Origin of the sequence: Pseudotabrizicola alkalilacus (assembly GCF_003443995.1) — a bacterium.
In the GTDB taxonomy this organism is placed as follows: domain Bacteria; phylum Pseudomonadota; class Alphaproteobacteria; order Rhodobacterales; family Rhodobacteraceae; genus Pseudotabrizicola; species Pseudotabrizicola alkalilacus.
This window is the reverse complement of sequence record NZ_QWEY01000001.1, coordinates 489,527-515,481: the sequence shown is the minus strand read 5'-3', so window position 1 is coordinate 515,481 and position 25,955 is coordinate 489,527. Positions and strand designations below refer to the sequence as shown.

The 25,955-nt window shown below is 63.3% G+C and carries 26 protein-coding genes and 1 tRNA gene; 18 read left to right on the top strand and 9 right to left on the bottom strand.

All coding sequences use genetic code 11. From position 1 onward, the window contains the following. Positions 1 to 133: 133 nt before the first annotated feature. Entirely contained in the window at positions 134 to 3,589 is a 3,456-nt protein-coding gene (gene putA / locus D1012_RS02530; RefSeq protein WP_118149734.1) for a bifunctional proline dehydrogenase/L-glutamate gamma-semialdehyde dehydrogenase PutA, read from the bottom strand. 103 nt (positions 3,590 to 3,692) lie between these two features. On the opposite strand from putA, the gene D1012_RS02525 reads away from it, so the two are divergent. Further along, positions 3,693 to 4,157, top strand: coding sequence for an Lrp/AsnC family transcriptional regulator (locus D1012_RS02525; RefSeq protein ID WP_118149733.1), 465 nt, complete (start codon positions 3,693 to 3,695; stop codon positions 4,155 to 4,157). Between the two features lie 22 nt (positions 4,158 to 4,179). Here the strand turns inward: D1012_RS02525 and D1012_RS02520 are convergent. Continuing rightward, positions 4,180 to 4,265, bottom strand: a tRNA-Leu gene (locus D1012_RS02520). Between the two features lie 146 nt (positions 4,266 to 4,411). Between D1012_RS02520 and D1012_RS02515 the strand changes: the two genes are divergently transcribed. The 3 genes from D1012_RS02515 to D1012_RS02505 are packed head-to-tail and all read left to right on the top strand — an operon-like array spanning position 4,412 to position 6,028. Further along, complete coding sequence (locus D1012_RS02515; RefSeq protein ID WP_118149732.1) at positions 4,412 to 5,116, top strand: CoA transferase subunit A; 705 nt, start codon at positions 4,412 to 4,414, stop codon at positions 5,114 to 5,116. Beyond that, complete coding sequence (locus D1012_RS02510) at positions 5,116 to 5,745, top strand: 3-oxoacid CoA-transferase subunit B (RefSeq protein ID WP_118149731.1); 630 nt, start codon at positions 5,116 to 5,118, stop codon at positions 5,743 to 5,745. The genes D1012_RS02515 and D1012_RS02510 overlap by 1 nt, the downstream gene beginning before the upstream one ends. Then, the gene (locus D1012_RS02505; protein ID WP_118149730.1) at positions 5,735 to 6,028 is read left to right on the top strand and encodes a GNAT family N-acetyltransferase; all 294 of its coding nucleotides are present in this window, start codon (positions 5,735 to 5,737) and stop codon (positions 6,026 to 6,028) included. Before D1012_RS02510 ends, D1012_RS02505 begins: the two co-directional genes overlap by 11 nt. A gap of 97 nt (positions 6,029 to 6,125) precedes the next feature. On the opposite strand, the gene D1012_RS02500 is transcribed toward D1012_RS02505, so the two are convergent. Beyond that, positions 6,126 to 7,010, bottom strand: a complete 885-nt coding sequence (locus tag D1012_RS02500; RefSeq protein WP_118149729.1) for a lytic transglycosylase domain-containing protein — start codon at positions 7,008 to 7,010, stop codon at positions 6,126 to 6,128. Positions 7,011 to 7,380: 370 nt separating this feature from the next. On the opposite strand from D1012_RS02500, the gene D1012_RS02495 reads away from it, so the two are divergent. The 13 genes from D1012_RS02495 to D1012_RS02435 all read left to right on the top strand — a co-directional run bounded on the left by D1012_RS02495 (position 7,381) and on the right by D1012_RS02435 (position 19,536). Continuing rightward, positions 7,381 to 7,569 carry a Flp family type IVb pilin gene (locus D1012_RS02495; RefSeq protein WP_118149728.1) on the top strand — a complete coding sequence of 63 codons (189 nt, stop codon included), beginning with the start codon at positions 7,381 to 7,383 and terminating at the stop codon, positions 7,567 to 7,569. 177 nt (positions 7,570 to 7,746) lie between these two features. Beyond that, positions 7,747 to 7,953, top strand: a complete 207-nt coding sequence (locus tag D1012_RS02490; RefSeq protein ID WP_147335611.1) for a Flp family type IVb pilin — start codon at positions 7,747 to 7,749, stop codon at positions 7,951 to 7,953. A gap of 70 nt (positions 7,954 to 8,023) precedes the next feature. Then, entirely contained in the window at positions 8,024 to 8,863 is an 840-nt protein-coding gene (gene cpaB, locus D1012_RS02485) for a Flp pilus assembly protein CpaB (RefSeq protein ID WP_118149726.1), read from the top strand. A 202-nt stretch (positions 8,864 to 9,065) separates the two neighbouring features. Beyond that, positions 9,066 to 10,460 (top strand): type II and III secretion system protein family protein, encoded by a 1,395-nt coding sequence (locus D1012_RS02480; RefSeq protein ID WP_118149725.1) that lies wholly within the window; start codon positions 9,066 to 9,068, stop codon positions 10,458 to 10,460. A gap of 4 nt (positions 10,461 to 10,464) precedes the next feature. Next, on the top strand, positions 10,465 to 11,121 hold the full coding sequence (locus D1012_RS02475; protein ID WP_118149724.1) for an OmpA family protein: 657 nt from the start codon (positions 10,465 to 10,467) through the stop codon (positions 11,119 to 11,121). Positions 11,122 to 11,418: 297 nt separating this feature from the next. Further along, positions 11,419 to 12,696 (top strand): CpaE/TadZ family protein, encoded by a 1,278-nt coding sequence (locus tag D1012_RS02470; RefSeq protein WP_118149723.1) that lies wholly within the window; start codon positions 11,419 to 11,421, stop codon positions 12,694 to 12,696. Between the two features lie 21 nt (positions 12,697 to 12,717). Next, positions 12,718 to 14,175 (top strand): TadA family conjugal transfer-associated ATPase, encoded by a 1,458-nt coding sequence (locus D1012_RS02465; RefSeq protein WP_118149722.1) that lies wholly within the window; start codon positions 12,718 to 12,720, stop codon positions 14,173 to 14,175. A gap of 11 nt (positions 14,176 to 14,186) precedes the next feature. Then, positions 14,187 to 15,155, top strand: coding sequence for a type II secretion system F family protein (locus tag D1012_RS02460; protein ID WP_118149721.1), 969 nt, complete (start codon positions 14,187 to 14,189; stop codon positions 15,153 to 15,155). An 8-nt stretch (positions 15,156 to 15,163) separates the two neighbouring features. Continuing rightward, positions 15,164 to 16,141: a type II secretion system F family protein gene (locus D1012_RS02455; RefSeq protein WP_118149720.1), complete on the top strand. Its 978-nt coding sequence runs from the start codon at positions 15,164 to 15,166 to the stop codon at positions 16,139 to 16,141. Positions 16,142 to 16,151: 10 nt separating this feature from the next. Further along, positions 16,152 to 16,733, top strand: coding sequence for a tetratricopeptide repeat protein (locus tag D1012_RS02450; RefSeq protein WP_435530897.1), 582 nt, complete (start codon positions 16,152 to 16,154; stop codon positions 16,731 to 16,733). Between the two features lie 37 nt (positions 16,734 to 16,770). Then, positions 16,771 to 17,616 (top strand): tetratricopeptide repeat protein, encoded by an 846-nt coding sequence (locus D1012_RS02445; protein WP_118149719.1) that lies wholly within the window; start codon positions 16,771 to 16,773, stop codon positions 17,614 to 17,616. Positions 17,617 to 17,619: 3 nt separating this feature from the next. After that, on the top strand, positions 17,620 to 18,150 hold the full coding sequence (locus D1012_RS02440) for a prepilin peptidase (protein WP_118149718.1): 531 nt from the start codon (positions 17,620 to 17,622) through the stop codon (positions 18,148 to 18,150). Positions 18,151 to 18,222: 72 nt separating this feature from the next. Further along, positions 18,223 to 19,536, top strand: a complete 1,314-nt coding sequence (locus D1012_RS02435; RefSeq protein ID WP_435530892.1) for a DUF8689 domain-containing protein — start codon at positions 18,223 to 18,225, stop codon at positions 19,534 to 19,536. 109 nt (positions 19,537 to 19,645) lie between these two features. Here the strand turns inward: D1012_RS02435 and D1012_RS02430 are convergent, their stop codons facing one another. Then, positions 19,646 to 20,191 (bottom strand): 5-formyltetrahydrofolate cyclo-ligase, encoded by a 546-nt coding sequence (locus tag D1012_RS02430; protein ID WP_118149717.1) that lies wholly within the window; start codon positions 20,189 to 20,191, stop codon positions 19,646 to 19,648. Then, positions 20,176 to 21,546, bottom strand: coding sequence for a magnesium transporter (gene mgtE, locus D1012_RS02425; RefSeq protein WP_118149716.1), 1,371 nt, complete (start codon positions 21,544 to 21,546; stop codon positions 20,176 to 20,178). Before mgtE ends, D1012_RS02430 begins: the two co-directional genes overlap by 16 nt. 131 nt (positions 21,547 to 21,677) lie before the next feature. On the opposite strand from mgtE, the gene guaD reads away from it, so the two are divergent. Beyond that, positions 21,678 to 22,961 carry a guanine deaminase gene (guaD, locus tag D1012_RS02420; RefSeq protein ID WP_118150037.1) on the top strand — a complete coding sequence of 428 codons (1,284 nt, stop codon included), beginning with the start codon at positions 21,678 to 21,680 and terminating at the stop codon, positions 22,959 to 22,961. A 32-nt stretch (positions 22,962 to 22,993) separates the two neighbouring features. On the opposite strand, the gene D1012_RS02415 is transcribed toward guaD, so the two are convergent. From D1012_RS02415 to D1012_RS02405, 4 genes are read right to left on the bottom strand one after another with little or no spacing between them, the layout of a single operon-like run. Further along, complete coding sequence (locus D1012_RS02415; RefSeq protein ID WP_118149715.1) at positions 22,994 to 23,683, bottom strand: NnrU family protein; 690 nt, start codon at positions 23,681 to 23,683, stop codon at positions 22,994 to 22,996. After that, positions 23,680 to 23,898: an NnrT protein gene (locus D1012_RS02410; protein WP_118149714.1), complete on the bottom strand. Its 219-nt coding sequence runs from the start codon at positions 23,896 to 23,898 to the stop codon at positions 23,680 to 23,682. The genes D1012_RS02415 and D1012_RS02410 overlap by 4 nt, the downstream gene beginning before the upstream one ends. After that, positions 23,895 to 24,071 carry a hypothetical protein gene (locus tag D1012_RS22775; protein WP_199489426.1) on the bottom strand — a complete coding sequence of 59 codons (177 nt, stop codon included), beginning with the start codon at positions 24,069 to 24,071 and terminating at the stop codon, positions 23,895 to 23,897. Before D1012_RS22775 ends, D1012_RS02410 begins: the two co-directional genes overlap by 4 nt. 1 nt (position 24,072) lies before the next feature. Continuing rightward, a complete protein-coding gene (locus tag D1012_RS02405; RefSeq protein WP_118149713.1) occupies positions 24,073 to 25,953 on the bottom strand; it encodes a nitric oxide reductase activation protein NorD in 1,881 nt (626 codons plus the stop codon). Positions 25,954 to 25,955: the final 2 nt, after the last annotated feature.

The window sequence follows — 25,955 nt, the reverse complement described above, 5'->3', positions numbered from 1 at the left end:
TCCAAAGAACCGGGCTTTGCATTGCTGCTTCTGAAAATACTCCCGCGCGGAGCGCACTCCCGAGGAGACGCGGCGAAGCCGCGCGACGAGACAAAAAACAACGCGGCGCAGCCGCTCCTTCAGATCCGCCGCCTCAGCCCGCGACTTCGGCCAAAAGCTGGGCATTGCCGCCCGACGCCGTGGTGTCGATGCAGGCGTGACGCTCCAGCGTCGCATGGGCCGCGTCGGGCATCCCGGTGATCAGCGGCAGGATCGGCCCCTCGCGTGCCGCCAGTGCCTGCGCACAGGCGCGGGCGGTGGCACCATCGCCCCACCAGATCGCCCCGGCAAAGCCCGTCTCTGTGCGCAGCGCCTCCGGCACCAGACCCGGCACCTCTGCCGCCAGCCCGCCCAGCGCGCGCACTGCCGTGGCCTGTGCCATCGCCTGCGCCGGGGATGGCCCCAGACACAGGATCGGCGGCCGCGCCACCGAGGTCAGCCGGTTCGATTCGCCGGTGGGGCCGGGCAGGTCCACCGTGACCGGCGCAGGCGTGGCCTGCGGTGCCTGCAGCGTTGCGCGCAGTTGCGCCACACTGGTGGTCACCGCGACAGTGCCCTCATCCGCCTCCGGCGCAGGGGCTGCGGTAAAGCGGTGCAGATAATGCGGCCCGCCCGCCTTTGGCCCGGTGCCGGACAGCCCTTCGCCGCCAAAGGGCTGGCTACCTACCACGGCACCGATCTGGTTGCGGTTGACATAGATATTGCCCACCCGCAGCGCGCCGACCATCTGCTGCACCCGGTCATCAATCCGTGTGTGCAGCCCGAAGGTCAGGCCGTAACCGGTGGCATTCACCGCCGCGATCACCCGATCCAGCTCTGCCGCCCGGAATGTCGCCACATGCAGCACCGGGCCAAAGATCTCGCGCGCCATCGCTGCGATGCCCGGCACCTTTATCACCGTGGGCGCGACAAAGGTGCCGCCCTGCGGTGCTGTCATCTCTTTCAGCACACGCCCTTCGGCCCGCGCGTTTGCGACATACTCCGCAATCCCCGCCTGTGCGTCGCGGTCGATCACCGGCCCCACATCGGTCGCCAGATCCCACGGATCGCCCAAGGCCAGATCGTCCATCGCGCCGAAAAGCATCTCCAGCACGGTCGCCGCGATATCTTCCTGCACATACAGACAGCGCAGCGCCGAGCAGCGCTGGCCCGCCGACTGAAAGCTTGACGCCAGAATGTCGCGCACCGCCTGTTCCGGCAGAGCGGTCGAATCCACCACCATCGCATTCAGCCCGCCGGTTTCCGCGATCAAGGGCGCGCCGGGGGCCAGATGGTCGGCCATGCTGGCGCGGATCTTGAGTGCCGTGTCGGTGCCGCCGGTAAAGGCCACCCCCGCCACCCGCGCATCGCGCGTCAGCATCGCCCCCACTGCGCCGTCGCCGGGCAGCAATTGCAGCGCCGTCACCGGCACCCCCGCCTTGTGCAGCAAGCCCACCGCAAACGCCGCAATCAAGGGCGTCTGTTCCGCAGGCTTGGCCAGCACCGCGTTGCCCGCCGCCAGCGCCGCCGCGATCTGCCCGGTGAAAATCGCCAGCGGAAAGTTCCACGGGCTGATGCAGGCAAAGACCCCTCGCGCCGGATGCGCCAGCGCCCCGGCCCCGTCGGCATAATAGCGCAGGAAATCCACCGCCTCGCGCAGTTCGGCCACCGCATCGGCCTGCGTCTTCCCAGCCTCACGCGCCAAGAGCGCAAAGATCGGCCCGAACTCGCCCTCATACAGATCCGCCGCTCGGCGCAGCACCTCGGCGCGCACCGCAGCCTCTGCCGCCCAGGGCTCGGCCAGCCGCAGCGCGGTTTCCACATCCGGGGCCGCCGCATCGGTGACAAAGCCCACCCGCGCGGCCGTCGCGGGGTTCAGCACCTCGTGCCGCAGCCCGCCCGCCGTGCGTCCGGCCAGCATCGGCCCTGCGTCAAACACCGCGTCGGCAAATGGCGCGCGGGCCGCTTCAATCTCCGCCAAATCAGGCGCTGCCGTCAGATCAAAGCCACGCGCATTGCGCCGCGCGCCGAACAGCTCCGGCCCGGTCAGCAGCGCCTTGTTGGGCAGGCTCAGCCCTTCCACCGCCGTCAGCGGGCAGGCGGCCACCCGCAGCGGCGGCACATCCTCATCGACGATCTGGTTGACGAAGCTGCTGTTCGCCCCGTTCTCCAGCAAGCGCCGCACCAGATAGGCCAACAGGTCACGATGCGCCCCCACGGGTGCGTAAATCCGGCAGCGGGTGCCGCGTTCGGTCAGCACAATGTCATGCAGCCGCTCACCCATGCCGTGCAACCGCTGGAATTCATAGCCCATCGCATCGACCCCCATCTCGCCAGCCATATGCAGCACCGCCGCCACCGTATGCGCGTTGTGGGTGGCAAACTGCGGATAGATCCGGTCGGTCATCCCCAGCAGCTTGCGGGCATTGGCGATATAGGACACGTCCGTCGCCTCTTTGCGGGTGAAGACCGGAAAGGATTCCAGCCCCAGCACCTGCGCACGTTTGACCTCGGCATCCCAATACGCCCCCTTGACCAACCGCACCATCAGCTTTCGGTCCAGCCGCTCGGCGATATCATGCAACCAGTCGATCACCGGACCCGCACGCCGACCGTAGGCCTGCACCACAACGCCAAAGCCATCCCAGCCCGCCAAAGACGCATCCGCCAGCACCGCCTCGATCACCTCCAGCGACAGCTCCAGCCTGTCGGCCTCTTCGGCGTCGATGTTGAACCCCAGCCCCGCCGCGCGCGCCAGACCGGCCAGCGCCCGCACCCGTGGCACCAGTTCCGCCATCACCCGCGCCCGCTTGGCCACCTCGTACCGGGGATGCAGCGCCGACAGCTTGACCGAAATCCCCGGATTGGCGCGGATGTCATTGCCCTTGGCCGCGCCGGCAATCGCGGTGATCGCCTTTGAATAGGCCAGATGATAGCGCCGGGCGTCGCCTTCGGTGCGCGCCGCCTCGCCCAGCATGTCATAGCTGTAGCTGTACCCCTTGCCCTCCAGCTCGCGCGCACGGTCCATGGCGCGCTCAATCGTCTCTCCCAGCACAAAATTGCGGCCCATCTCTTTCATCGCGCGGGCCACAGCCCCCCGGATCACCGGCTCGCCCAGCCGTTTCACCGCCGCACGCAAATGCCCCGCCACGCCCGGCTCACGGTCATCCAGCACCTTGCCGGTCAGCATCAGGGCCCAGGTGGAGGCATTGACCAGCGACGACGCCGACCGTCCCAGATGCCACCCCCAGTCGCTCGGCGCGATCTTGTCCTCGATCAGCGCATCCATGGTCTCGGCATCCGGCACCCGCAGCAGCGCCTCGGCCAGACACATCAGCGCGATGCCCTCATCGGTCGAAAGGCCATATTCGGCGAGGAACACCTCCATCAATCCCGGCTTTGCGCTCTTGCGGATGCGGGTCACCAGATCCGCGCCCTGCGCCGAAATCGCCGTCCGCGCCTCGGAGGAAAGGTCTGCTTCGGCACTCAGTGCCTGCACCAGCGACGCCTCGTCACGCAGCGCCTCATTGCGGATGATGGTAAAGGGGGCGGTGTGGGGCGGTTGCGGCATGGGGCATCTCCTGTTTGGCCCATGATACCGCGCTATTCAAAGGTTGTTCTCCCGATTATCATGCCCCGAAAAGCCATTCTGCCCGCAAATCAGGGAATTGCCCATGTCAACTGCCCAACCTGATCTGGACCGTTTCGACCACGCCATCCTGCGCATCCTGTCGTCCGAAGGCCGGATCAGTGCCGTCGAACTCGCGCGCCGGATCGGGCTGTCGAAAAGCCCGACCCAGGCCCGCATGAAACGGCTCGAAGAGTTGGGGGTGATCACCGGCTATCGCGCCGGTCTGGACCCGATCAAGATGGGTCAGGCCCATGTCGCCTTTGTCGAGGTCAAGCTGTCCGACACCCGCGAAGCCGCGTTGCAGGCCTTCAACAAGGCGGTACTGACCGTGCCCGAGGTCGAGCAATGCCACATGATCGCCAGCCGCTTTGATTACCTGCTCAAGGTGCGCACCGCCGACATTCAGGCCTACCGCCGCGTGTTGGCCGAACGCATCAGCGCCCTGCCCCACGTCACCAGCACCTCCACCTATGTGGCGATGGAATCGGTGAAGGAAAGCCCGATCTGACCCGTCCCCGGTCAGGAAAAGCTGGTGCCCGCGGCCGGACTCGAACCGGCACGACCTTGCGATCGGGAGATTTTAAGTCTCATGTGTCTACCATTTCACCACGCGGGCAGCGCGTCGCCAGCATAGCGAAGCAGACGGCGGGGAAAAGGGGGGCTGTGACTCTGCTCGCCTTGCCCCCAATGCCGCCCTGCGGCAATTGACACCGCCCCGGTTCCCCCGCTTTATGACAGCATGTTTTTGCGGAAAGGGTCAGCATGAAAAAGGTCTATCCGGATGCCAGATCGGCACTCGACGGGGTGCTGTTTGACGGAATGCTCATCGCAGCGGGGGGGTTTGGCCTGTGTGGTATCCCTGAACTGCTGATCGCCGCGATCCGCGACGCAGGCACCAAAAATCTCACCGTCGCGTCGAACAACGCGGGCGTTGATGGTTTCGGCCTTGGCGTGTTGCTGGAGACGCGTCAGGTCAAAAAGATGATCTCGTCCTATGTCGGTGAAAACGCCGAATTCATGCGCCAGTACCTGAGCGGAGAGCTGGAGCTGGAATTCAACCCACAGGGCACGCTGGCCGAACGGATGCGCGCCGGGGGGGCCGGCATCCCCGGTTTTTACACAAAAACCGGGGTGGGCACGGTGATTGCCGAAGGCAAGCCGGTGATGAGCTTTGATGGTCAGGATTACATCATGGAACGCGGCATCGTCGCCGACCTGTCGATCGTCAAGGCGTGGAAGGCCGATCCGTCGGGCAACCTGATCTTTCGCAAGACCGCCCGCAATTTCAACCCGCCCGCCGCCACCTGCGGCAAGATCTGCGTGGTCGAGGTCGAAGAGATCGTGCCGCTCGGCGCACTTGACCCCGACACCATCCATCTGCCCGGCATCTATGTGCACCGCATCATCCAAGGGCAGCACGAAAAACGCATCGAACAGCGCACCGTGCGCAAGAAGGAGTCCGTCTGATGGCATGGGACCGCAACCAGATGGCCGCCCGCGCGGCGCAAGAGCTGCAGGATGGCTGGTATGTCAACCTTGGCATCGGCATCCCGACGCTGGTGTCGAACTACATTCCCGAAGGTGTCAACGTCACTCTGCAATCAGAAAACGGCATGCTGGGCATGGGGCCGTTCCCGTTTGAGGGTGAAGAAGATGCCGACCTGATCAACGCGGGCAAGCAGACGATCACCGAACTGCCGCAGACCGCGTTTTTCGATAGCGCCCAATCCTTTGCCATGATCCGGGGTGGCAAGATCACCATGGCGATCCTTGGCGCGATGGAAGTGGCCGAAAACGGCGATCTGGCGAACTGGATGATCCCGGGCAAGCTGGTCAAGGGCATGGGCGGCGCGATGGATCTGGTGGCCGGGGTGGGCCGCGTGGTGGTGGTGATGGACCACACCTCGAAACACGGCGAGTCCAAGGTGCTCAAGGCCTGCACCCTGCCGCTGACCGGCAAGGCGGTGGTGGACCGCATCATCACCAACCTTGGCGTGCTTGATGTCGTGCCCGGCGGGCTGAAGCTGGTGGAACTGGCCGAGGGCGTGTCCGAGGCCGAGCTGCGCGCCGCGACGGAGGCGACACTTGTCAACTGACGCCTCCTTCCGCCGCGAGGATCACGGCTCCAAAGGCCGCTATGTGCTGACACAAGATGGGGCGGAGGCCGAGATCACCTTCTCGGTCACCACCCCCACCCTGATCATCGCCGACCATACCGGCGTGCCCGATGCCCTGCGCGGCACCGGCGCGGGCGTGGCGTTGGTCGAATACATGGTGGGTGACGTGCGGGCGCGCGGCATCAGGATCGTGCCGCTCTGCCCCTTCGTAAACGCCCAGCGCCGGAAACACCCCGAATGGGCCGATGCCTTCGCCACCTGACGCCCATTTTCTGTCCCTAAATATCCTCGGGGGGTGAGGAGCGAAGCGACGAGGGGGGCGGAAGCCCCCCTTTGCACCGCCAGCCCCAACCGCAGCCTCAGCCGCCTGCGGAAATCACCTTGAACACACACGGGTCCGTCACCAGTTCCGGCGGCGTCAGGCACAGACCTTGTGAGACCTGCCAGGCCGCCAGCACCTTTGGCACATAGTCGCGCGTCTCGGCATAGGGCGGCACCCCGTCGTTGGCCCGCACCGCGCCCTCGCCCGCGTTATAGGCAGCCAGCACCATCAACGGATCGCGGTTGAACTCTTTCAACAGCCAGTTGAGGTAGGCCACCCCGCCCTTGATATTCTGCGCGGGGTCGGTCGAATCCGTGACCCCGAACCGCGTCGCCGTTGCGGGGATCAGCTGCATCAGCCCTTGCGCGCCCGCCGTTGACACCGCATCGGCGCGACCGGCACTTTCCACCCCGATCACCGCCAGCACCAGCGCGGGCGAGACATCGGTGCCAATCGTGGCCGCAAGGATGTGCTTGCCGTATTTCTCGGCAATACCCTGCATGTGCTGCATCCGGGGCGCGGCCACGCCGGTCCCCTTAGGCCCTTTCGACAATGTGGCCATCGCGAGCGGGAACCGGTCTGCCACCGCGCCCCGGCTGGTGGGCACGGTCTGCCAGAACCAGTCATAGCTGGAGGATTTCGGCACCACCTGCGTCAGCGCGCCCGGCGAGGCCACGGCACCGGCCACCGCCGTCACCGCATCCGGCTCGGGCGTCGGCTCGCGCGGTTTCACCTTGGGGGCCAGCGCCAGCAGCCGGGCCTGCTCGGCCGGGTCGATCTGCACGATCTTGCGCTTGCCCATGCCTTCGCCGACCTTGACCCGCTTGAACGAGAAGTCGCGTTCGCCCGTCAGCCCCTCAGCCGCACCCGCAACGGGCGCAAGACTGATTCCCGCGGCCAGTAATCCTGCAATGAATCGCATCGCTGCTCGATGCCTGTCTGTTGTTTTTATTGCCTGCACCTTCGCACGAATCCGCGCTTTGGGCTATCCACCCGCGCAAATCGGCCCCCAATTCTGGCGAATTTGCCGCAATTGCAGGGGCTGGACGGGCCTGCCCATGCGCTCGCCGACAAAATTAAAAACTAAAATTCTGACAATTCAGTATGTTAAAAGTTTTCTTCAGATATTTTCATTTGTCTGAAAAACACCCGATCTCCGCCCAGAAGTTGCCACCGTGAAAGGTGAAAACATGCTCATACCGAACGGAAGACGGAACGGAACAGAGGCCAGACCGAAAAAGACGCCGAGCGGTTGAAACAAACCAAAGCAACACGTGAAAGAGAGATATACCATGCTGAACATGATCCAGAACTTCAAAAACGACGAATCCGGCGCTGTGACTGTTGACTGGGTGGTTCTGACCGCCGCCGTTGTGGGCCTGGGCCTGATCGTCGTCAACGCTGTCCGTCCGGGCATCACCAACGCTGGTGCCGTTCTGGCCACCGACCTGACCACCGCTGCTCAGCGCACCGCACCATAAGGTTTAAGGCAACAGCCTTGCCAGACTAGAACGGCGGGCGCGGACCGATCTATCGGCTCGCGCCCTCTTCGCATCTGCGGGCAGCCCAAGGCGGGCACGCAGATGTACCCGGTAGAGAGTATTCACCATGCGGCGGGTCCGCGGCAGCAGCTGACCACGCAGAACAAGGCCAGTGTCATGAAGTTTTATCAGACCTCAAACCGCCGTCGCCTCTGCCAATTCTGGAATGACGAGTCAGGTGCCATCACCGTTGACTGGGTTGTGCTGACCGCCGCTGTGGCCGGTCTGGCAATCATGGTCGCAACATTCTTCACGCCCCAGATCTTTGAGGCGGTGGGTGTGACAGTGGTGTCCTATCTCGATGAGGCCAGGGTGCGGCCATAAGGCACCCGGAAACGACGGGCAGCGGTTGCACAACGCGATGCGCCGCCCTCAGGTGGAAAAGGGTTAAATCATGCGCGGCATGTTCGGACTGGTACTTGTGGCGGGTGTCGCCCTCGCGGGCAGCGCGGTCTATATGGCACAGGGCTATATCGGCCAGACCCAGACGCAACTGGAACAGGAACGCCAGCTGCGTGAAAAGGTTGGCCCCATCACCCAGGTCTATGTCGTCACCAAGACCAAGAATTACGGCGAAGAGCTGACGCCCGAAGATGTGCAACTCGTCTACTGGCCCCAGAACTCGCTGCCCGAAGGCGTGTTCATGGACGAAGCAAAGCTCTTTCCGACCGGAATCAAGGAAAGCCGCTACATCCTGCGCCAGATGGACAAGTTTGAACCGATCCTCGCCACCAAAGTCACCGATCCGGGTCAGGGTGCAGGCCTGACCGGGCAGATTGCCAAGGGCATGCGCGCCTTTGCCATCAAGGTCGATGTCGCGTCGGGCGTGTCGGGCTTTGTACAGCCCGGCGACCGCGTTGATGTCTACTGGACCGGCGCGGTGGACGGCACCGGCGGCGAACTGACCCGCCTGATCGAAAGCTCTACCCGCATCATCGCGGTGGACCAGCAATCTGACGCTCTGGGCGGCGCGATGGTTGCGCGCACCGTGACCGTGGCCGCCACCCCGGAACAGGTCGCCCGTCTGGCGCAGGCGCAGGCCACTGGCCGTCTGGCGCTGTCGCTGGTCGGCTCGGGCGATGACTCGATCACCGGCACCATCGAGGTGAACAGCAGCGCGCTTTTGAACATCCAGAAGCAGGAAGTGGTGCAGGTCGAGGCTGAAAAGGTCTGCACGATCATTCAGCGCAACGGCAGTGAACGCGTCGAAGTGCCGATCCCCTGCACAAACTGACGCAGAAAAATGACATGGGCGGCACCGCATCTGGTGGCCGCCCGCTCGCCTTTGCCGATCTGTTGCGGGCTGTTGCAACTTATCCACATAAGCTTTGGCGAATAAGCGTTTGATTCTTGCAAAAAAACGGCTTTGCAGGCATGTTCTCTGACAATACGGGCAAAAAGACCCGGAACGAGGCGTGATCGAAAGGGCAGGTCACATGAGCATGAACATCCTTTTCAAGGCGGGCCTGATGGCCGCAGCCTTGGCCACGACGGCGCTGAGCGGCGTCGCGTCAGCAGAAACCCTCCGGGTGATGCGGGGCTCCGTTTCTGCACCGCTCCAAGTTCCGATGAACCGCGCGGTGGTGGTCGAAAGCGACACGCCCTTTGCTGAACTGTCCATCGCCAACCCCGGTATCGCCGACATCTCGACCCTCTCTGACAGGTCGATCTATGTGCTGGGCAAAACGCCTGGCCGCACCACGCTGACGCTGCTGGGCCCCGACGGGCGGCTGATCTCAAACGTCGACGTGCATGTCACCCCCGATATCGCTGAATTCAAGGAACGGCTGCAACAGATCCTGCCGGGTGAGCCGATCGAGGTGCGCACCGCCAATGACGGCATCGTGCTGTCGGGAGTCGTGTCCTCCACCGCCAAACTCGACCGCGCGCTGGATCTGGCCAATCGCTATGCCCCCGAACGCGTCTCCAATCTGATGAGCGTCGGCGGCACCCAGCAGGTGATGCTCAAGGTCCGCTTTGCCGAAATGCAGCGGTCTGTCGCAAAAAATCTGGGTGTGTCGCTGGCGGCTCAGGGTGGCAAGAAGATCGGCATCGCCGGCGAAACCGGCACCTGGCTGTCGGGGAACAACGCCATCGGCAACCCGATCACCACCGCCCCCGGCACCCGGGGCGCGCTTGGTCTGGGCTTCACCGCCGGATCGGTGCAATTCGCGGTGCTGCTGGAAGCGCTTGAATCCAAAGGGGTCGTGCGCACGCTGGCCGAACCAAACCTCACCGCCCTGTCGGGGCAAGAGGCGCGGTTTCTGGGCGGCGGCGAATACCCGATCCCGGTGCTGACCTCTGACGGCGTAGTGATCGACTACAAACCCTTTGGGGTGGAGCTGAACTTTACCCCGACCGTGGTGGATGGCGATATCATCAACCTGCAGCTCAACGCCGCCGTGTCGTCGATCGACACCACAGTGACCATCGAATCCGGCGGCTTTTCGATCAACGCCTTCAAACGCCGCGAAACCTCGACCACCGTGGAAATGCGCGATGGCGAAAGCTTTGCCGTCGCCGGTCTGTTGCAGGACGATTTCCGCAACCTCAACACCCAGCTGCCGTGGATCGGCGATGTGCCGATCCTTGGCGCGCTGTTCCGCAGCGCCGATTATCAGCGCAACCAATCCGAACTGGTGATCATCATCACCCCGCATCTGGTGACCCCGACGCGCGGCGATGTCTACGCCTTGCCGACCGACCGGGTCCGCCTGCCGACCGAACGGGAGTTTTTCCTGAACGGCACTGTCGCCAACGCCCCACGCGGGGCCGCCGGCGAAGTGGCGCGGCAGGATTTCAGCACCTCTTATGGCTATGTGATGGAGTAAGACCATGCTCAAGACATCCACAGCCCTGATCACCCTGCTGCTGACCGCCGCTCTGGCCTCCTGCACCGCCTCGCCCGGCTTTGACAAGCAACTCGGCTCCGAGATTGACGAAAACGGCTATGGCGCGGTGACCCGCAACAACACAGGCATCATGTCGGGCGAAATCAACGCCACGGTACAGCTGAACACCCGCTTTCAGGCCGAGGTGCCCAGCACGGTCACCTTCGCCTTCAACAGCGCGGTGCTGACCCCCGAGGCGCGGCGCGTTCTGGCGCAACAGGCCAACTGGATACGCCAGTTCCCTGAACTGCGTTTCTCGGTCTATGGCCACACCGATCTGGTCGGTTCCAACAGCTACAACCAGACGCTTGGCAAACGCCGGGCGCAAGCTGTGGTGGCGTTCTTTGCCAGCCAGGGCATCAGCCGCAACCGGCTGGAGGCGCTGGTGTCGTACGGCAAGACCCGCCCCGTTGTGGCGACGCAAGGGCCAGAAGAGGCCAACCGCCGCACCGTGACCGAGGTGGCAGGCTTCCACAAACGCAGCAGCGCGCCGCTGAATGGAAAATATGCCGAAGTGATCTTCCGCGAATATGTCGAGAGTGCTGCCCGGCCTCACCCGGTCAACAGCACCATCACAACGCAGGTCAATCCGGGCGAGTAACGCCACTGCAAAGCGCCGGATTATCTGGCCGGACCCGACCCATACAGGGGGCAGCAAGTCTGCCCCCTGTATCCTATAGGGCCTCTGTTGCGACCGACAGACCGCACCCGCCCGCGAGAAATCAAAGAATCACGATCTTTTAGCCCCAATCCTGCCACCATTTCCCAGCATTCCTTGGCCAATGGAAACAGTCGCGGGGGGCAGCCCCTGCACGGTTCCGGGGCAATTTTTCTGTGGTGTCAGCATGTTGCCGATACCCTGCCCTGTGAGTCGTCTTCTGGAAGGACAAGAGACGAGATGACGAGTGTGGCAACCCTGCAACCCGATCCCGCGCCGATCTTAGCCTGCACCATCTCCCGGGATGTGCAGAACTTCGAAATGCTGATCGACGACATGGAAAACGCCCTTGGCGAAAGCTGGGGGGATCTTTCCTTTGACGATGCCTTGCTGTTTCTGGGTCAGCCCGAAGCCTCCACACTAGAATTTGTCGCCATCGCCGTTGATGCCGAGGACGAGGCCGATCTGACCCGGATCTCGGACATCATCCGCACGGCCAAGGCGCGCAGCATAAAGGTGGTGCTGATCGCCGATCAGCTCAGCCCGATTGCCCTGCACCAGCTGTTGCGACTTGGGGCTGATGATTTTGTGCCCTATCCGCTGCCCGATGGTGCGCTGAACGAGGCCATCGAACGCCTGCGCAAGCCCGAGCCGGTCCGTATTGCCGCACAGGTGGTGACCGAACCCCCGGCCGAGACCGAGGCCGTCGCCACCCCGAAGTTCAAGGCCAAGGGCGACCGCGAAGGCGTGGTCCTGCCGGTGCATGGTCTGGCCGGCGGCACCGGGTCATCGACCTTTGCCGTCAATCTGGCCTGGGAACTGGCGACCATCTCCAAAACCGACGCCCCGCGCGTATGTCTGCTGGACCTTGATTTCCAATACGGCTCTGCGGCCACCTATCTGGACCTGCCGCGCAAGGAGATTGTGTTCGAGGTTCTGTCCGATACCGCCAACATCGACAGCGACACCTTTTTGCAATCCATGCTGACCTTCAACGAGCGTCTGCATGTCTTTACCGCACCTGCCGACATGCTGCCGCTCGACATTCTGGGGCCTGAAGACATTGGCCGGGTGATCGACATGGCAGCGGCGAATTTTGACTATGTCATCATCGACATGCCCAAAACCATCGTCGCCTGGACCGAATCCGTCCTGACGCGCGCGCATGTCTATTTCGCGCTGCTGGAGCTTGACCTGCGCTCGGCACAGAACGTGCTGCGCCTGATCCGCGCGCTCAAGGCCGAGGCGCTGCCGCATGAAAAGCTGCGCTATGTGCTGAACCGCGCACCGAAATTCACCGATCTGTCGGGCAAAAGCCGCGTCAAACGCATGGCCGAAAGCCTGGACATCGCCATCGAGGTGCAACTGCCCGATGGCAGCGCACAGGTCACGCAGGCCAATGACCATGGCCTGCCCCTGTCTGAGACCGCCGCAAAGAATCCGCTGCGCAAGGAAATCCAGAAACTCGCCAAATCGCTGCACGACCTGAACAAGGGCGTGGAGACAGGCAAGGCCTGACCGGGCCAAGGGGGCACCACGATGTTTTCGCGATTCAAGAAACCCGAGACCGGCCCGGCACCCGCCGGGTTGAAACCCGTGACCTCATCCGGTCCGGTGGCCCCGCTGGCCGCCGCCACAGCCAAACCGATTGCAATCTCGCGCCCCGCCCCCGCCGCCCCGCCGCCGAAAACTCCGGCCGAAGCACTGGCAGCGGACAAGGAGAAAAAGCGCAAAGACAAGCTGATGGAGCTCAAGGTCGAGCTGCACAAGCGCCTGCTCGATAACCTCAACCTGTCGGCGCTGGAAAAAGCGTCCGAGGCCAGCCTGAAACAGGAAATCGCCTCGATCACCGCCGAAGCGCTGGATGAGATGAGCGTGGCGCTCAACGCGCAAGACCGCCAGATCCTGCACCAGGAACTGTACGATGAGGTGATGGGCCTTGGCCCGCTGGAGGCTCTGCTCAAGGACGATACCGTCAACGATATTCTGGTCAACGGCCCCAAGCGCATCTTTGTGGAACGCGGCGGCAAGCTGACACTGACCGACATCACCTTCAAGGACGAACGCCACCTGCTGCGGATCATCGACAAGATCGTGTCTGCCGTGGGTCGCCGGGTCGACGAATCCAACCCCTATTGCGACGCCCGCCTTGCCGATGGCTCGCGCTTTAACTGCATGGTGCCGCCGGTGGCCGTCGATGGCTCGCTGGTGTCGATCCGCAAGTTCAAGAAAGACAAGCTCGCCATCTCCGATCTGGTGAAATTCGGTGCCTTTACCGAAGAAATGGCCGCCTATCTGCAAGCCGCCGTCGCCACCCGGCTGAACGTGATCGTGTCGGGCGGCACGGGGTCAGGCAAGACCACCACGCTCAACGCGCTGTCATCGTTCATCGCCAACGACGAACGCATCCTGACCATCGAAGACACCGCCGAACTTCAGCTGCAACAGGTTCATGTCGGCCGCATGGAAAGCCGCCCGCCCAACGTCGAGGGCAAGGGCGCCGTCACCCAACGCGACTGTCTGCGCAACGCACTGCGGATGCGCCCCGACCGGATCATCGTCGGCGAAACCCGTGGCGAAGAAGTCATCGACATGCTGCAGGCGATGAACACCGGCCATGACGGGTCGATGACCACGATCCACGCCAACTCGGCGCGCGATGGCATCAGCCGGTTGGAAAACATGATCGCCATGTCGGGCATCGAAATGCCCATCAAGGCGATGCGCAGCCAGATTTCCTCGGCTGTGAACCTGATCGTACAGGCCAGCCGCTTGCAGGACGGCTCACGTCGCATGGTCAGCATCACCGAGATCACCGGGATGGAGGGCGAGGTGATCTCGATGCAGGAAATCTTCCGCTACGAACGCCTTGGCACCGAACCCAATGGCAAGATCATCGGCCGCTTCAACGCCACCGGCATCCGGTCTGCCTATTCCGACCGCTTCCGCCAGTGGGGCTATGACCTTCCGGCATCCATCTACGAACCGATCGTGTAAGGGTCAGCACCATGGAAATCTCAGCCGCACCGCTGATCTACATTCTGATTTTCGTAGCCGTCGTGGTGCTGGTCGAAGGCCTGTACCTGACCGTGTTCGGCAAATCCATCAGCATGGACAGCCGCGTCAGCCGCCGTCTGGCGCTGATGCAGAAAAACGGCAACCGCGAACAGGTTCTGGAACAGCTCCGCAAGGAGATGAGCCAGCACATGTCATCACGCGGGATACCGCTGTATTCGCTGCTGGCGGACAAGGCGCAAAAGGCCAACATCGCGTTTTCGCCCAAACAGTTGATCGGCATCATGGCGCTGGTCAGCGTCTTTGCCTTTGTCGGCCTGACCATCGGCACCGCCGTCGATACCCCGGTCCGCATCGCCATCGCGGCCATCATGGGTGTGGGCGGTGTGTATTTCTGGGTCAACAAAAAGGCCAAGAAACGCGTCAGCATGATGGAGGAACAGCTGGCCGAAGCGGTGGAGTTGATGGTGCGCTCCTTGCGCGTCGGCCACCCCTTTGCCTCGGCCATCGGCATCGTGGCAAAGGAAGTCCCCGATCCGCTGGGCACCGAATTCGGCCTGATCGCCGATGAGGCTGCCTATGGCCGCAACGTTGCCGACAGCCTGAAATCCTTTGCCGAACGGATGGACAATCAGGATCTGCGCTTTCTGGCCGTCGCCGTCGCGATTCAGCAGCAATCGGGCGGCAACCTTGCCGAAATCCTCGAAGGTCTGGGCAAAGTGGTGCGCGCCCGCTACAAACTGTTCCGCCGCGTCAAGGCCATCACCGCCGAGGCGAAATGGTCCGGCATGTTCCTGTCGGCCTTTCCGCTGGTCGCGTTGGTCGGGATCAACATCGTGGATCCGAACTATTACGAAGAGGTCAAGGATTCCACCGCCTTTGTCCCGGCGGGCATCTTTGTCGCGGTCATGCTGACCTTCAACATCATCTACATGAAAATCATGACGACGATCAAAGTCTGAGGCAGGCCATGCAAATCATCAACCAGATCAATACGATGCTGACCGATACGCTGGGCGAAATGGGGCCTTTGCTGGCACTTGGCTTTTTTGGCATCGTGCTGATCGTCGCCGCCCTGCCCTCGATGCTGAAAAAGGAAAAAGACCCGCTCGACGGCATCCGGGCCCTGCGCACCGGCAAGACCGTCGCGGTCGAAAAGCTGCGCCGGGGCGGCCCGTCCAAGGCCGACAAACTGGAACGCTTTGCCACCTATCTTGAACCGCAAAGCGCCGAAGAACTGTCGGCGACCAAGCTCAAGCTGCTGCGCGCCGGTTATCGCGGCAAAAACGCGGTGCGGCTGTTCCACTTTTCGCAATTTTCGCTGGGCATCGGGGTGCTGGTGCTGGGTATGCTCTATGCCCTGCTCAAATCGACCCAGACCGAGATGACCACGCAGATGATGGTGCTCTACACCATCCTGCCCGCCGCCATCGGCTATTACGCCCCGGTCTATTGGGTCACCCGTCGCATCGGCATGCGCCAGCAGCAGATCACCGAAGGTTTTCCCGATGCGCTCGACATGATGCTGGTCTGCGTCGAGGCCGGGCAATCACTCGACCAATCCATCATCCGCGTCGGCAACGAGGCGCGCAACGACTACCCCGCTCTGGCCGAAGAATTTGAAACCGTGGCCCAAGAGGTCAAGGCCGGCAAAGAACGCGTCACCGTTCTGCGCGATCTGTCCGAACGGGTCGGCCTGCCCGACATCACCTCTTTCGTGACCACGCTGATCCAGTCTGCCAGCTTTGGCACCTCGATCGCCGATGCGCTGCGGGTCTATTCGTCGGAAATGCGGGACAAACGCATCATGCGCGCCGAAGAAAAGGCCAACACCATCCCGACCAAGCTGACTCTGGGCACAATGCTCTTCACCCTGCCGCCGCTTCTGGTTATTCTGATCGGACCCTCGCTTGCCAAATTCGCCGGTCAGATGGGGGGTGGAGGCTGAGATTCCGCACATCCGTTTTCATCCAGGCCCCGCTCTGGCCCTGACACTCTGCCTCGCCGCCTGTGGCTCCACCGGCGGTGCTGGGCTGTTTGGCGGTCAGGCTGACAGCACCCGCACCTCTCCCTTTGGGGTCAACCCGCGTGAAGAGTCGGTTGACGGGCTGATCGTCGGCCACCGGCTGATGGCGGCTGCCGAATACGACCTTGCGCTCAAGGCCTATCTGCGCGCCGCGGGCGAGCAGGGTTTTACCGTCGATGTGCTCTCGGCACTCGGCTCGGCCAACCTGCATCTGGGCCGGCTCAATCAGGCCGAAAAGCTGCTGCGCGACGCCGTACGCGAAGACCCGAATTTCGTCCCCGCGCTCAACAATCTGGGCGTCGTGCTGATGGAACGCGGCACCTATGGCGAGGCGCGGCTGTTCTTTCAGCGCGCTTTTGCGGCCGATAGTGGCCAAACGGACATGATCCGTGAAAACCTGATGCGTGCCATCGCAAAAAGCGAAGATGCTGTGTATGTTGTCCCCGAGGAAACATCACGGTTCACCCTCGTCCGGCGCGGCTACAGCACCTATGAGCTGTTGTCCGAACTGTAACGGGGCAAGGGCCGGAGCAGTCAAAAAGGACGCATAAATGCGCCGACAGATCGTTGTGGCACTGTGCCTTTCGGGCGCTGTGGTTCTGAGCGCTTGCCAAAGATCAGCCGATGCCGAAGTGCAGCGCGCGTTGAAAGACGTGAACGTGATCGACGAATCCAACCTCTCTGACATCATGCTCACCGTGGGCGATCCGGATGAGGCCGTGAACTACTTCCAGCGCACCGCCGAACAGAACCCTGACCGGATCGACCTGAAACGCGGCCTTGGCAAATCGCTGGTCCGCGCCGGTCGTCCGACCGAAGCCGCCTCGGTGTGGCGCACCGTCATTGCCCATCCGCAGGTCACCAATGATGACCGCGTGTCGCTGGCCGACGCCCTGATCCGCGCCAATGAATGGCCCGCCGCCGAAGCCGAGCTGAACAAGGTTCCGCCAACCCACGAAACCTATGAACGCTACCGGCTGGAAGCCATGGTCGCCGACAGCAAGAAGAACTGGAAGAAGGCCGACAGCTTTTACGAAATCGCCGCCGGTCTCACCACCAAACCCTCTGGCGTGCTGAACAACTGGGGCTTTTCCAAGCTGACCCGGGGCGACGCCCCCGGCGCCGAGCGGCTGTTCGTGCAGGCGCTGACCTTTGACCCGACCATGTTCACCACCAAGAACAATCTGGTTCTGGCCCGTGGTGCCCAGCGCAAATACGAACTGCCCGTGGTCAAGATGAGCCAGTCGGAAAAGGCCGAACTCCTCTACACCATGGCGCTGACCGCGATCAAACAGGGCGATGTCAGCACCGGCAAGCAGCTCTTGCGCGAAGCCGTCGAGACCCATCCGCAGCACTTTGAGACCGCCGCCCGCGCGCTGGCCGCACTGGAGGCCTGAGGCATGGAGTTTCTTCCGACCCTCGCCCCCCTGACTGTCGGGGCCGCCATCGCCTTTCTGCCCTTTGCCCTTGCCATCGGGGGCTGGGTGGCATGGTCAGACATGAAGTTCATGAAAATCCCCAACACATGCATGATGGCCCTGCTGGCGGTCTGGCTGGTGGTGGGGCTGGCGGCGGTCTGGCTCACGGGCCTGCCCTTTGCCTCCTGGGCCTGGGGCTGGGCGCTGGCGGCCGTCACGCTGGTCGTGGGCTTTGTCGCCAATGCCATGCGTCTGGTCGGCGGGGGCGACGCGAAATTCGCCACCGCCATGGCACCGTTTTTCGTCGGGGCTGACTGGCGCAGCGTGTTTGTCATTGCCGCAGGCTGTCTGATCACGGCCTTTATCGCGCATCGCACCATCCGCACGCTTGGTTTTGTCCGCCGCGCCACCCCGGATTGGGTCAGCTGGACCAGCAAGGATTTTCCGATGGGCCTCGCCCTCGCCGGAACACTGATTTTCCATCTTTTGCTCACAATTTCGGGTGCATTCTAGGACAGGCTCCGGCCAGCGGGCGGGATTTACCCCCAGCCGCCCGTTCCTTGTCCTTTAACCCGAGTGCCCCGCATGAACATGCCGATCACACCGAATGTGATAGCCCCGCCGGCGCCAAAGTCGCTGGCCGAAACCGGCCTGTCGCTGGTCATGATGCGCGACATCCTGTTGAAGACTGTCTTCCGCATGAACATCGACCTGGTGTCAGACATTGCCCGCGTGATCGCCCTGTCGCCACAGCTGACGCAAGAGTTGATCGACATCGCCCGCGGGCAAAAGCTGATCGAGGCGACGGGCACGCTGCACGCCACCTCCGGCAATGAAATGGGCTATCAACTGACGGATGCGGGCAAAGCGCGCGCGCTGGATGCCTTGTCGCAATCGGAATATTTCGGGGCCATGCCGGTGCCGCTGGCGTCTTATGCTGTGCAGATGAAACGGCAATCGGTGCGTAACATCCGGCTGACCCGGGCGCAGCTGATGGGGGCGATGGGCCACCTGATCCTGCCGCCCGACCTGTTGGGCAACCTCGGCCCGGCCATCACTTCGGGCCGGTCGATCCTGCTTTATGGTCCGCCCGGCAACGGCAAATCCTCGATCTCCAACGGCATCCGCGCCGCAATGGGGGACAAGATCTATATCCCCCGCGCCCTGGCCTATTCCGGTCAGGTGATCACGGTCTATGATCCCATCGTGCATTCCTCGGCCGAAGAGTCGGTCGATGACCCGAACGCCCTGCGCCGCACCTCGGGCCGGTTCGACACCCGCTATGTCTATTGCGATCGCCCGACCGTGATCACCGGCGGCGAGCTGACGCTCGACATGCTGGATCTCAAGTACAATCCCGTCGCCCGCACCTACCAGGCCCCGCTGCAGCTCAAGGCCTCGGGCGGGATCTTTATCGTCGACGACCTTGGCCGCCAGGCCGAGTCGCCGCAAAAGCTGGTCAACCGCTGGATTGTCCCGCTGGAAGAGGCACGCGATATCCTGTCACTGCAATCGGGCGAGAAATTCACAGTGCCCTTCGACACGCTGGTGATCTTTTCCACCAACTTCCACCCGAATGAGATTTTTGACGGCGCGGCCCTGCGCCGGATCTTTTTCAAGATCAAGGTCGATGGCCCCAATCAGGAAATGTTCCTGAAGATTTTCGCCATGGTCGCGCGCAAGAAAAAGATGCCGCTGGATGAGGCAACGCTGCTGCACATGCTCAAAACCAAATACCCGACCATCCAGAACAACTTTGCCAACTACCAGCCGACGTTTCTGATCGACCAGATGATCGCCATCTGCGAGTTCGAGGGCATCGCCTATCAGATGCGCCCCGATCTGATCGACCGCGCCTGGGAAAACATGTTCGTGCGCGAAGAGAAAATCGCACGCTGACGATTTTTCTGCGAAAAATCCCGATACGATCCTTCTGCGAAGGATCTCCTTCCTGAATTTTCGCAGAAAATTCGCCCCAACGCGTTTTCGCAGAAAACGCGCGCGCCGGTCAGAACCGCCGCACCCCCTGCTCGGTCACGATCATATCCAGCCGCTGATCGGTCGCATCAATCGGCACCGCCTCCACCTCCTGCGCCGCAAAGGCAAAGCCCACCGCCAGCACCTTGTGCCGCGCGCGCAAGCCCTCCAGCGTGCGGTCATAAAAGCCGCCGCCATAGCCCAGCCGATAGCCGCGCGCATCGAAGGCCAGCAGCGGCACGATCAGCACCTCCGGCTCCAGCCAAGCACCCTCCTCCGGGATCAGCGCGCCGAACGCCCCCGCCACCATCGCGCACCCTGTCGACCATTCGCGAAACCGCAACGGCTGTGCCGCGCCCGGAATCACCGGCACCCCGACCGGTCCCTGATGCGCCGCCATTGCGGGCAAGGGGTCAATCTCGGTCCGCATCGGCATATAGCCGGCCAGCACAGCGCCGCGATACGCCGCCAGCACATCCGCAAGCAACTCCGCCGCCTGCCCCTGACCGGCGGCAAAGGCCGCCTTGCGCACGGCAAAGGCGGCCTGTCGGGCCGCAGCCTTTACAACAGCATCCATGACGCCAACCCCAGAAAAGCAAAGAACCCCACGACATCCGTCACCGTGGTCACAAAAGTTCCCGACGCCAGCGCCGGGTCGGCCCCCAGCTTGTTCATCGTCAACGGTACAACCACCCCGGCCAAAGCCGCCACCAACAGGTTGATGATCATGGCGATTCCCAGCACCAGCCCCAGCATCGGCCAGCCAAACACCAGCCAGCCCACCAGCCCCATCAGCACCGCGAACACCGCACCGTTCAGCAGACCCACTGTCGCCTCACGGCGCACCACCCGCAGCGCGTTCGACGAGGTCAGATCCCGCGTCGCCAGCGCCCGCACCGCCACGGTCAGCGATTGCGTCCCCGCATTGCCGCCCATCGAGGCGACGATCGGCATCAGCGCCGCCAGAACCACAATCGCCGAAATCGTCGCCTCGAAGCGCGAGATCACAAAGGCCGCCAGATTGGCGGTCAGCAGGTTCACGAACAACCAGGGCAACCGGCCGCGCAAGGTTTCAAACACCCCATCGGCCACGCTGGCATCATCGCTGACCCCGGCCAGACGCAGCATGTCTTCCTGATGCTCCTCGTCCAGCACGTTCATCGCGTCATCAATGGTGATCACACCGACCAGGCGGCCATGCATATCCACCACCGGGCAGGAAATCAGGTGATACTGGTTGAACAGATAGGCGACATCCGCCTCGGCGTCCGAAGCCTTGATGATGCGAAAGCTTTCTTCAACAATCGCCTTCAGCCCGACATCGCGCCGCGCCGACAACAGCCGCCCCAGCGTCACATAAGACACCGGCTTCAGTCGGGGATCGACCAGAATCACATGGTAGAACTGATCCGGCAGCCAGTCGACCGAGCGCAGATGGTCAATCATCTCGCCCACGGTCCAATGCTCGGGCGCGGTCACCACTTCGCGCTGCATCAGACGCCCGGCGGAATATTCCGGATAGGCCAGCGCCTGCTCCACCGCCAGCCGGTCCGCCTTGTCCAGCGTCGACAGGATCGCCTCTTGCGCGGGTTCTTCCAGATCCTCAAGGATATCAACCACATCGTCGGTATCCAGATCGCGCATCGCCTCGGCCACCACCGATGCGGGCAGCGATTCAATCACCTCTTCGCGGATCGCATCCGAGATTTCCGACAGGATGTCGCCGTCGATCTCGCCCGACCACATCGCCAGCAACTGCCGGCGCTGCTCGCCGCTGATCTGTTCCAAAAGGTCGGCCACGTCGGCGGCATGCATCCGTTGCAGCAGCCGCGTCAGCTCCGACGTATCACCTGCCTCTACGGCCTCAAGAATGGCGGCCACGCGGCGCGTGTCCAGCCCATCCTCGTCGTCCTTGCGCCCATCATCTGCCATACCAACCCCGTCCGATTACCCCGACAGTAGCGAAAGCTGTTTCCGGCAAACAGGGGGCACCTCGCAAATTTACCCAAAGGATGAAAGACGATAGGCTGCGCAAATCACAGTCAACCAACGGCGGGACAACCATGAGCGATCTTTTGCTGGGCCAGGTGCTCCACTTCACCGCCGATCCCTTTGACCACGGCCTCAGCGCCGCCCGGCTGGATGAGGCGCTGGTGATCGACGCGGGCAAGATCATCGCCGTCGGCACCGCCGAGGCACTGCGCCGCCAGTACCCACAAGCCCGCGTCACCGATTACGGCCGCAGCCTGATCAGCGCCGGCTTTGTCGACGCCCATGTGCATTACCCGCAAACCGCCATCATCGCGTCCTGGGGCAAGCGCCTGATCGACTGGCTGAACAGCTACACCTTCCCCGAGGAAATGCGGTTTTCGAACCTTTCCTATGCGCAAGACGTGGCAAACCGCTACTTCGACCTGACAGTTTCGAACGGCACCACCTCGGTCTGCTCGTATTGCACCATCCACCCCGAAAGCGTCGATGCCTTCTTTACCGCCGCCGCCACCCGCAACCAGCGGGTCTGGGCCGGCAAGACCTGTATGGACCGCAACGCACCCGAAGGTCTGCGCGACACGCCGCAATCCGCCTACGACGACAGCAAGCGGCTCCTGAACAAATGGCACGGACAGGGTCGCGCCTCCTACGTCATCACCCCGCGCTTTTCGCCGACTTCGACGCTCGAACAGTTGCACGCGCTCGGCACGCTCTGGCGCGAGCATCCGGAGTGCCTGATGCAAACCCACCTGTCGGAACAGACCGATGAAATCGCTTGGGTCAAAGACCTGTTCCCCCAGTCGCGCGACTACCTTGATACCTACGAATCCCAGGGCCTGTTGCGCGAAGGCGCGATCTACGGCCATGCCATCCACCTGACCGAGCGGGAAAAATCCCGGCTCAAGGAGGCCGGGGCCAGCCTGATCCATTGCCCGACCTCGAACACCTTCATCGGCTCCGGCCTGTTCGATATGGGCGGGCTGAAGGCCGCAGGCCAGCGCATCGGCCTTGCCACCGACACCGGCGGCGGCTCGTCGTTTTCAATGCTGCGCACCATGGCCGCCGCCTATGAGGTCGGCCAGCTCGCAGGCCGCGCCCTGCATCCGGCCGAACTGTGGTGGCTGGCCACGCAAGGCTCCGCCCGGTCCCTGCACGCCGATGCCCTCATCGGCAACATCGCGCCAGGCATGGAGGCGGATCTGGTCATCGTCGACCTCGCCTCGACCCCCGCCATCGAACAGGCCACCCGCCGCGCAGACGACATCTGGCAGGCGCTGTTCCCCACCATCATGATGGGCGACGACCGCGCCATCCGCGCCACGTGGGTCGCAGGGGCCCGCATTCACGGCAGCTGAAACCTGCAAAGCAAGGCGGCGAACTCCTGACGTTACGGCAAGGGCGAGACTCCGATGACGGGTCCGTGGCCGAGGGTGATCAGCGCAACCACAAACGCCGACCCTGTCATGCGCCACAAAAGCGGCCTGCGGTTCGCCCAAAGCCATGCGCCCGTGATCCACACCTTCAGCGACAGGATCGGGGCCGCGCGAAACATGGCTGCGGTTTCGTCGGCAGTCAAAGCCATGCGCGCGCGGTGGTCGAACATCGGGATTGCGGCAAGACCAAGTGCGGCAAAGCTGCCAAACAGTAGCACATGTGCCAGATCGCCATTTGGGGGCAGATGTGCGCCGGACCACAGCACCAGCGCCAAAAGCAAAGGATGGCGGCTGTGCGCGGCAAGTCCTGGCGATGCAGGGTCAAACGACGCTGCGCGACGACCACCGAGCGTGAAGGGGTATCGGCTTCCGATGGCAAAAGTCGCCAGAAAAATCGCATAGGGCATGATCAGGACCGGCACCCAACGGGACCAGGGTTCAGGCGACCAAAGCTCCAGATACGGCGCACGTGCGGCGGCACCGATCAGCCAGACAAGGCTGAGCACCGATACCAGCCCATAAACCGCAAAATAGCTGCGACGCCCCATCGCCCCAATCAACCTGTCGCGCAGACCCAGCGACGGCAGGAAATGCGACAGCAGGAACATCAGCCAGGCCAGCGCAAACTCCGTCCAGGCCATCATGGCTGTCGGTCTGCCTTTGCCATCAGGGCGCGGATATGGCGCGCAAAGGCCACTGTTACCGGAACACCCAGCACCAGACCGCCTGCCAGCGCCTGTACCGGCGTCAGCACAGGCCAGCCCACCCATGACCAGATCAGCGAGGCAAAGAACAGGTTCACGGCCATCGCCCCCGCCCCGAACGGATACAGCATCAACGTCAGCCGCCCGAGGCTCATCTGCGACTGACCAGCCATTGCACAGCGACAAGCGCGGCGAGGAAAATCAGCGAGGCGGCAAGATAGGCCAGTTCGGCCTCGGCTGTCTGCGGCTGCGGGATCGGGCGCTGGAATGCTTCGGCCAGAACAGCGGACGGAGCAACAAGTGTAAAAAGCACAAGGAAAAGGCGCATGTCAGGTCTCCTGCGTAAGGGAACGGTAAATGTCGGGTAGAGCGCGGCCAAGGCGGGCCGGGTCGGGCAGCAGAGTAAACCCCGCGCGGCCGAAGATTCGGGCAAACCAGTCTTGCCCGTCGGCATCGACCACCACGCCATGCACCGCCTGCCCCGCGCGGCGGGCCTCGCGCACGGCCATGTGGCTGTCTTCGATGCCATGCGTGCCCTCGTAATGATCCAGATCATTGGGCTTGCCATCGGTCAGAACCAGCACCAGCTTGCGGGCCGATGTCTCTTGCGCAAGCTGCGCAGAGGCATGGCGGATCGCAGCCCCAAGCCGGGTGTAGTGACCGGGGCGCATGCCACCGATGCGGGCTGTAACCTCGGGTGTCATGGAATCGTCAAACCCTTTGCAGCGGGTCAGGAACACCCGGTCACGGCGCAGCGAGGAAAACCCCCAGATCGCCAGCCGGTCCCCCGCCGCGTCGATGCCACCCGCCAATGCCGCCAGCGCCTCACGCGTGGTGTCGATGATGCTGCGGCTGCCGACAACGGATTCGGTGGACCGCGAGCAATCCATCAGAATCGCCACCGACAGATCCCGTTCCACATGCCGCAGATTGCGAAAAATGCGGTCACTGCCCTGCCCGGTGGTGCGGATCGCGACCTGTGCCGCGATGAGTGCGTCAAGATCCAGCTCTGCCCCGTCCACCTGCCGTGGCAGCAGAATGCGGCGGGGGTGCAGTGCCTGAAACTGCTGCCTGACCCGTGCCATCAGATGCGGGTCAGGGATAAAGCCTTCGCCTTGCGTACCCTCCACCTCCAGCACGCGCGTATGGTCTGGCATGTAGGCGCGGGCGCGGTGGTTCCATTCGGGGTAGGTAAAGGTATCGGACAGCCGTTCGTGGTCGGCGTCCTGCGGGGCAAGGTCAAGGTGCAGGCGCAGCCGCGTTGCAGCGCGTTTGTGGTGTTTGGTCAGGGCGATATGGTCCTGATCCTCGGCGGCTTTCTGGGCGTTTTCCAGATCGTCGTCATCGGTGGCACGGTTCAGGCCCATGCTTTCGACCCATGAGAAAATCGACTCGAACCGGTGCATGATGAAACTGTCTGTGCGGTTGGCCTGTTCGTTCTCCTCGCGCTTGCCCTGTTTGCGGGTGGCGCTCGCCAGTCCGGGCGGGGCGCTGATCGCCTCTTCTGCCGGGGTGGCAGATTGGCCCGGTGCGGCACGGTCCAGCCGCAGCCAGATCGGCACGGGGGCAAAGGGCGCATAACCGCGCGGGGCCGGGCCGGGGTTGATGGCTGGCGGCGTCACGCCAGACAACACGGCGCGGGCATGGGCGGCCACCGTGCGTTCGGGCGCTGTTGCGGCAAAATCGGGCATCACGCCCAGCAAATGCGCGCAAAAGGCGGCATGCGTGGCGCGCAGGCCGGGACAAAGCGCCAGCGCACGCGCGCTTGCCGCTGCCATTTCGGCAAGATGGCGCAGGTCGGCTACACAGGCATCGCCCGCAGCCGCATGGGGTTCGGAGACTGCAGCCAAAGCCGCCAGCCACAGATAGGCCACCCGGTTCAGATCAGCGGTCGGAAAAGTATCCATCACCGGCGGCAGACGCAGGGTTGTGCCGTCAAATGCCGCCACATGCTCCATCACCCGCGCATCGGCCAGCAATGCGCCCATCCCCCGACGGTGGCGCGACGCGGTGGCGGGGCTGACGGCAATCTCGACCCCCGGCTTGCCGCCAAGCGCGCGGAACAGCAGCGTGACGCCGGGCCGCACCGTTTCCAGTGCCACGGCATGGGCCGGGTAGCCTGCGACCGGCGCCAGCCGCTGGGCAACCCCGTGCCACAGGTTGCCCACCGTTTCTTCCGGCTCCATCAGGTCCATCGGATGCAAGGTCATGG

What these genes read in the sequence shown, in the direction of transcription:
- D1012_RS02465 (WP_118149722.1), top strand. Translation starts at nt 12,718, where the DNA reads ATGTTTTCGCGATTCAAGAAACCCGAGACCGGCCCGGCACCCGCCGGG.
- D1012_RS02515 (WP_118149732.1), top strand. Translation starts at nt 4,412, where the DNA reads ATGAAAAAGGTCTATCCGGATGCCAGATCGGCACTCGACGGGGTGCTG.
- D1012_RS02525 (WP_118149733.1), top strand. Translation starts at nt 3,693, where the DNA reads ATGTCAACTGCCCAACCTGATCTGGACCGTTTCGACCACGCCATCCTG.
- D1012_RS22775 (WP_199489426.1), bottom strand. Translation starts at nt 24,071, where the DNA reads ATGCGCCTTTTCCTTGTGCTTTTTACACTTGTTGCTCCGTCCGCTGTT.
- D1012_RS02405 (WP_118149713.1), bottom strand. Translation starts at nt 25,953, where the DNA reads ATGACCTTGCATCCGATGGACCTGATGGAGCCGGAAGAAACGGTGGGC.
- D1012_RS02480 (WP_118149725.1), top strand. Translation starts at nt 9,066, where the DNA reads ATGAGCATGAACATCCTTTTCAAGGCGGGCCTGATGGCCGCAGCCTTG.
- D1012_RS02440 (WP_118149718.1), top strand. Translation starts at nt 17,620, where the DNA reads ATGGAGTTTCTTCCGACCCTCGCCCCCCTGACTGTCGGGGCCGCCATC.
- guaD (WP_118150037.1), top strand. Translation starts at nt 21,678, where the DNA reads ATGAGCGATCTTTTGCTGGGCCAGGTGCTCCACTTCACCGCCGATCCC.
- D1012_RS02445 (WP_118149719.1), top strand. Translation starts at nt 16,771, where the DNA reads ATGCGCCGACAGATCGTTGTGGCACTGTGCCTTTCGGGCGCTGTGGTT.
- cpaB (WP_118149726.1), top strand. Translation starts at nt 8,024, where the DNA reads ATGCGCGGCATGTTCGGACTGGTACTTGTGGCGGGTGTCGCCCTCGCG.
- D1012_RS02470 (WP_118149723.1), top strand. Translation starts at nt 11,419, where the DNA reads ATGACGAGTGTGGCAACCCTGCAACCCGATCCCGCGCCGATCTTAGCC.
- D1012_RS02460 (WP_118149721.1), top strand. Translation starts at nt 14,187, where the DNA reads ATGGAAATCTCAGCCGCACCGCTGATCTACATTCTGATTTTCGTAGCC.
- putA (WP_118149734.1), bottom strand. Translation starts at nt 3,589, where the DNA reads ATGCCGCAACCGCCCCACACCGCCCCCTTTACCATCATCCGCAATGAG.
- D1012_RS02410 (WP_118149714.1), bottom strand. Translation starts at nt 23,898, where the DNA reads ATGAGCCTCGGGCGGCTGACGTTGATGCTGTATCCGTTCGGGGCGGGG.
- D1012_RS02495 (WP_118149728.1), top strand. Translation starts at nt 7,381, where the DNA reads ATGCTGAACATGATCCAGAACTTCAAAAACGACGAATCCGGCGCTGTG.
- D1012_RS02510 (WP_118149731.1), top strand. Translation starts at nt 5,116, where the DNA reads ATGGCATGGGACCGCAACCAGATGGCCGCCCGCGCGGCGCAAGAGCTG.
- D1012_RS02415 (WP_118149715.1), bottom strand. Translation starts at nt 23,683, where the DNA reads ATGATGGCCTGGACGGAGTTTGCGCTGGCCTGGCTGATGTTCCTGCTG.
- D1012_RS02490 (WP_147335611.1), top strand. Translation starts at nt 7,747, where the DNA reads ATGAAGTTTTATCAGACCTCAAACCGCCGTCGCCTCTGCCAATTCTGG.
- mgtE (WP_118149716.1), bottom strand. Translation starts at nt 21,546, where the DNA reads ATGGCAGATGATGGGCGCAAGGACGACGAGGATGGGCTGGACACGCGC.
- D1012_RS02500 (WP_118149729.1), bottom strand. Translation starts at nt 7,010, where the DNA reads ATGCGATTCATTGCAGGATTACTGGCCGCGGGAATCAGTCTTGCGCCC.
- D1012_RS02435 (WP_435530892.1), top strand. Translation starts at nt 18,223, where the DNA reads ATGAACATGCCGATCACACCGAATGTGATAGCCCCGCCGGCGCCAAAG.
- D1012_RS02430 (WP_118149717.1), bottom strand. Translation starts at nt 20,191, where the DNA reads ATGGATGCTGTTGTAAAGGCTGCGGCCCGACAGGCCGCCTTTGCCGTG.
- D1012_RS02475 (WP_118149724.1), top strand. Translation starts at nt 10,465, where the DNA reads ATGCTCAAGACATCCACAGCCCTGATCACCCTGCTGCTGACCGCCGCT.
- D1012_RS02455 (WP_118149720.1), top strand. Translation starts at nt 15,164, where the DNA reads ATGCAAATCATCAACCAGATCAATACGATGCTGACCGATACGCTGGGC.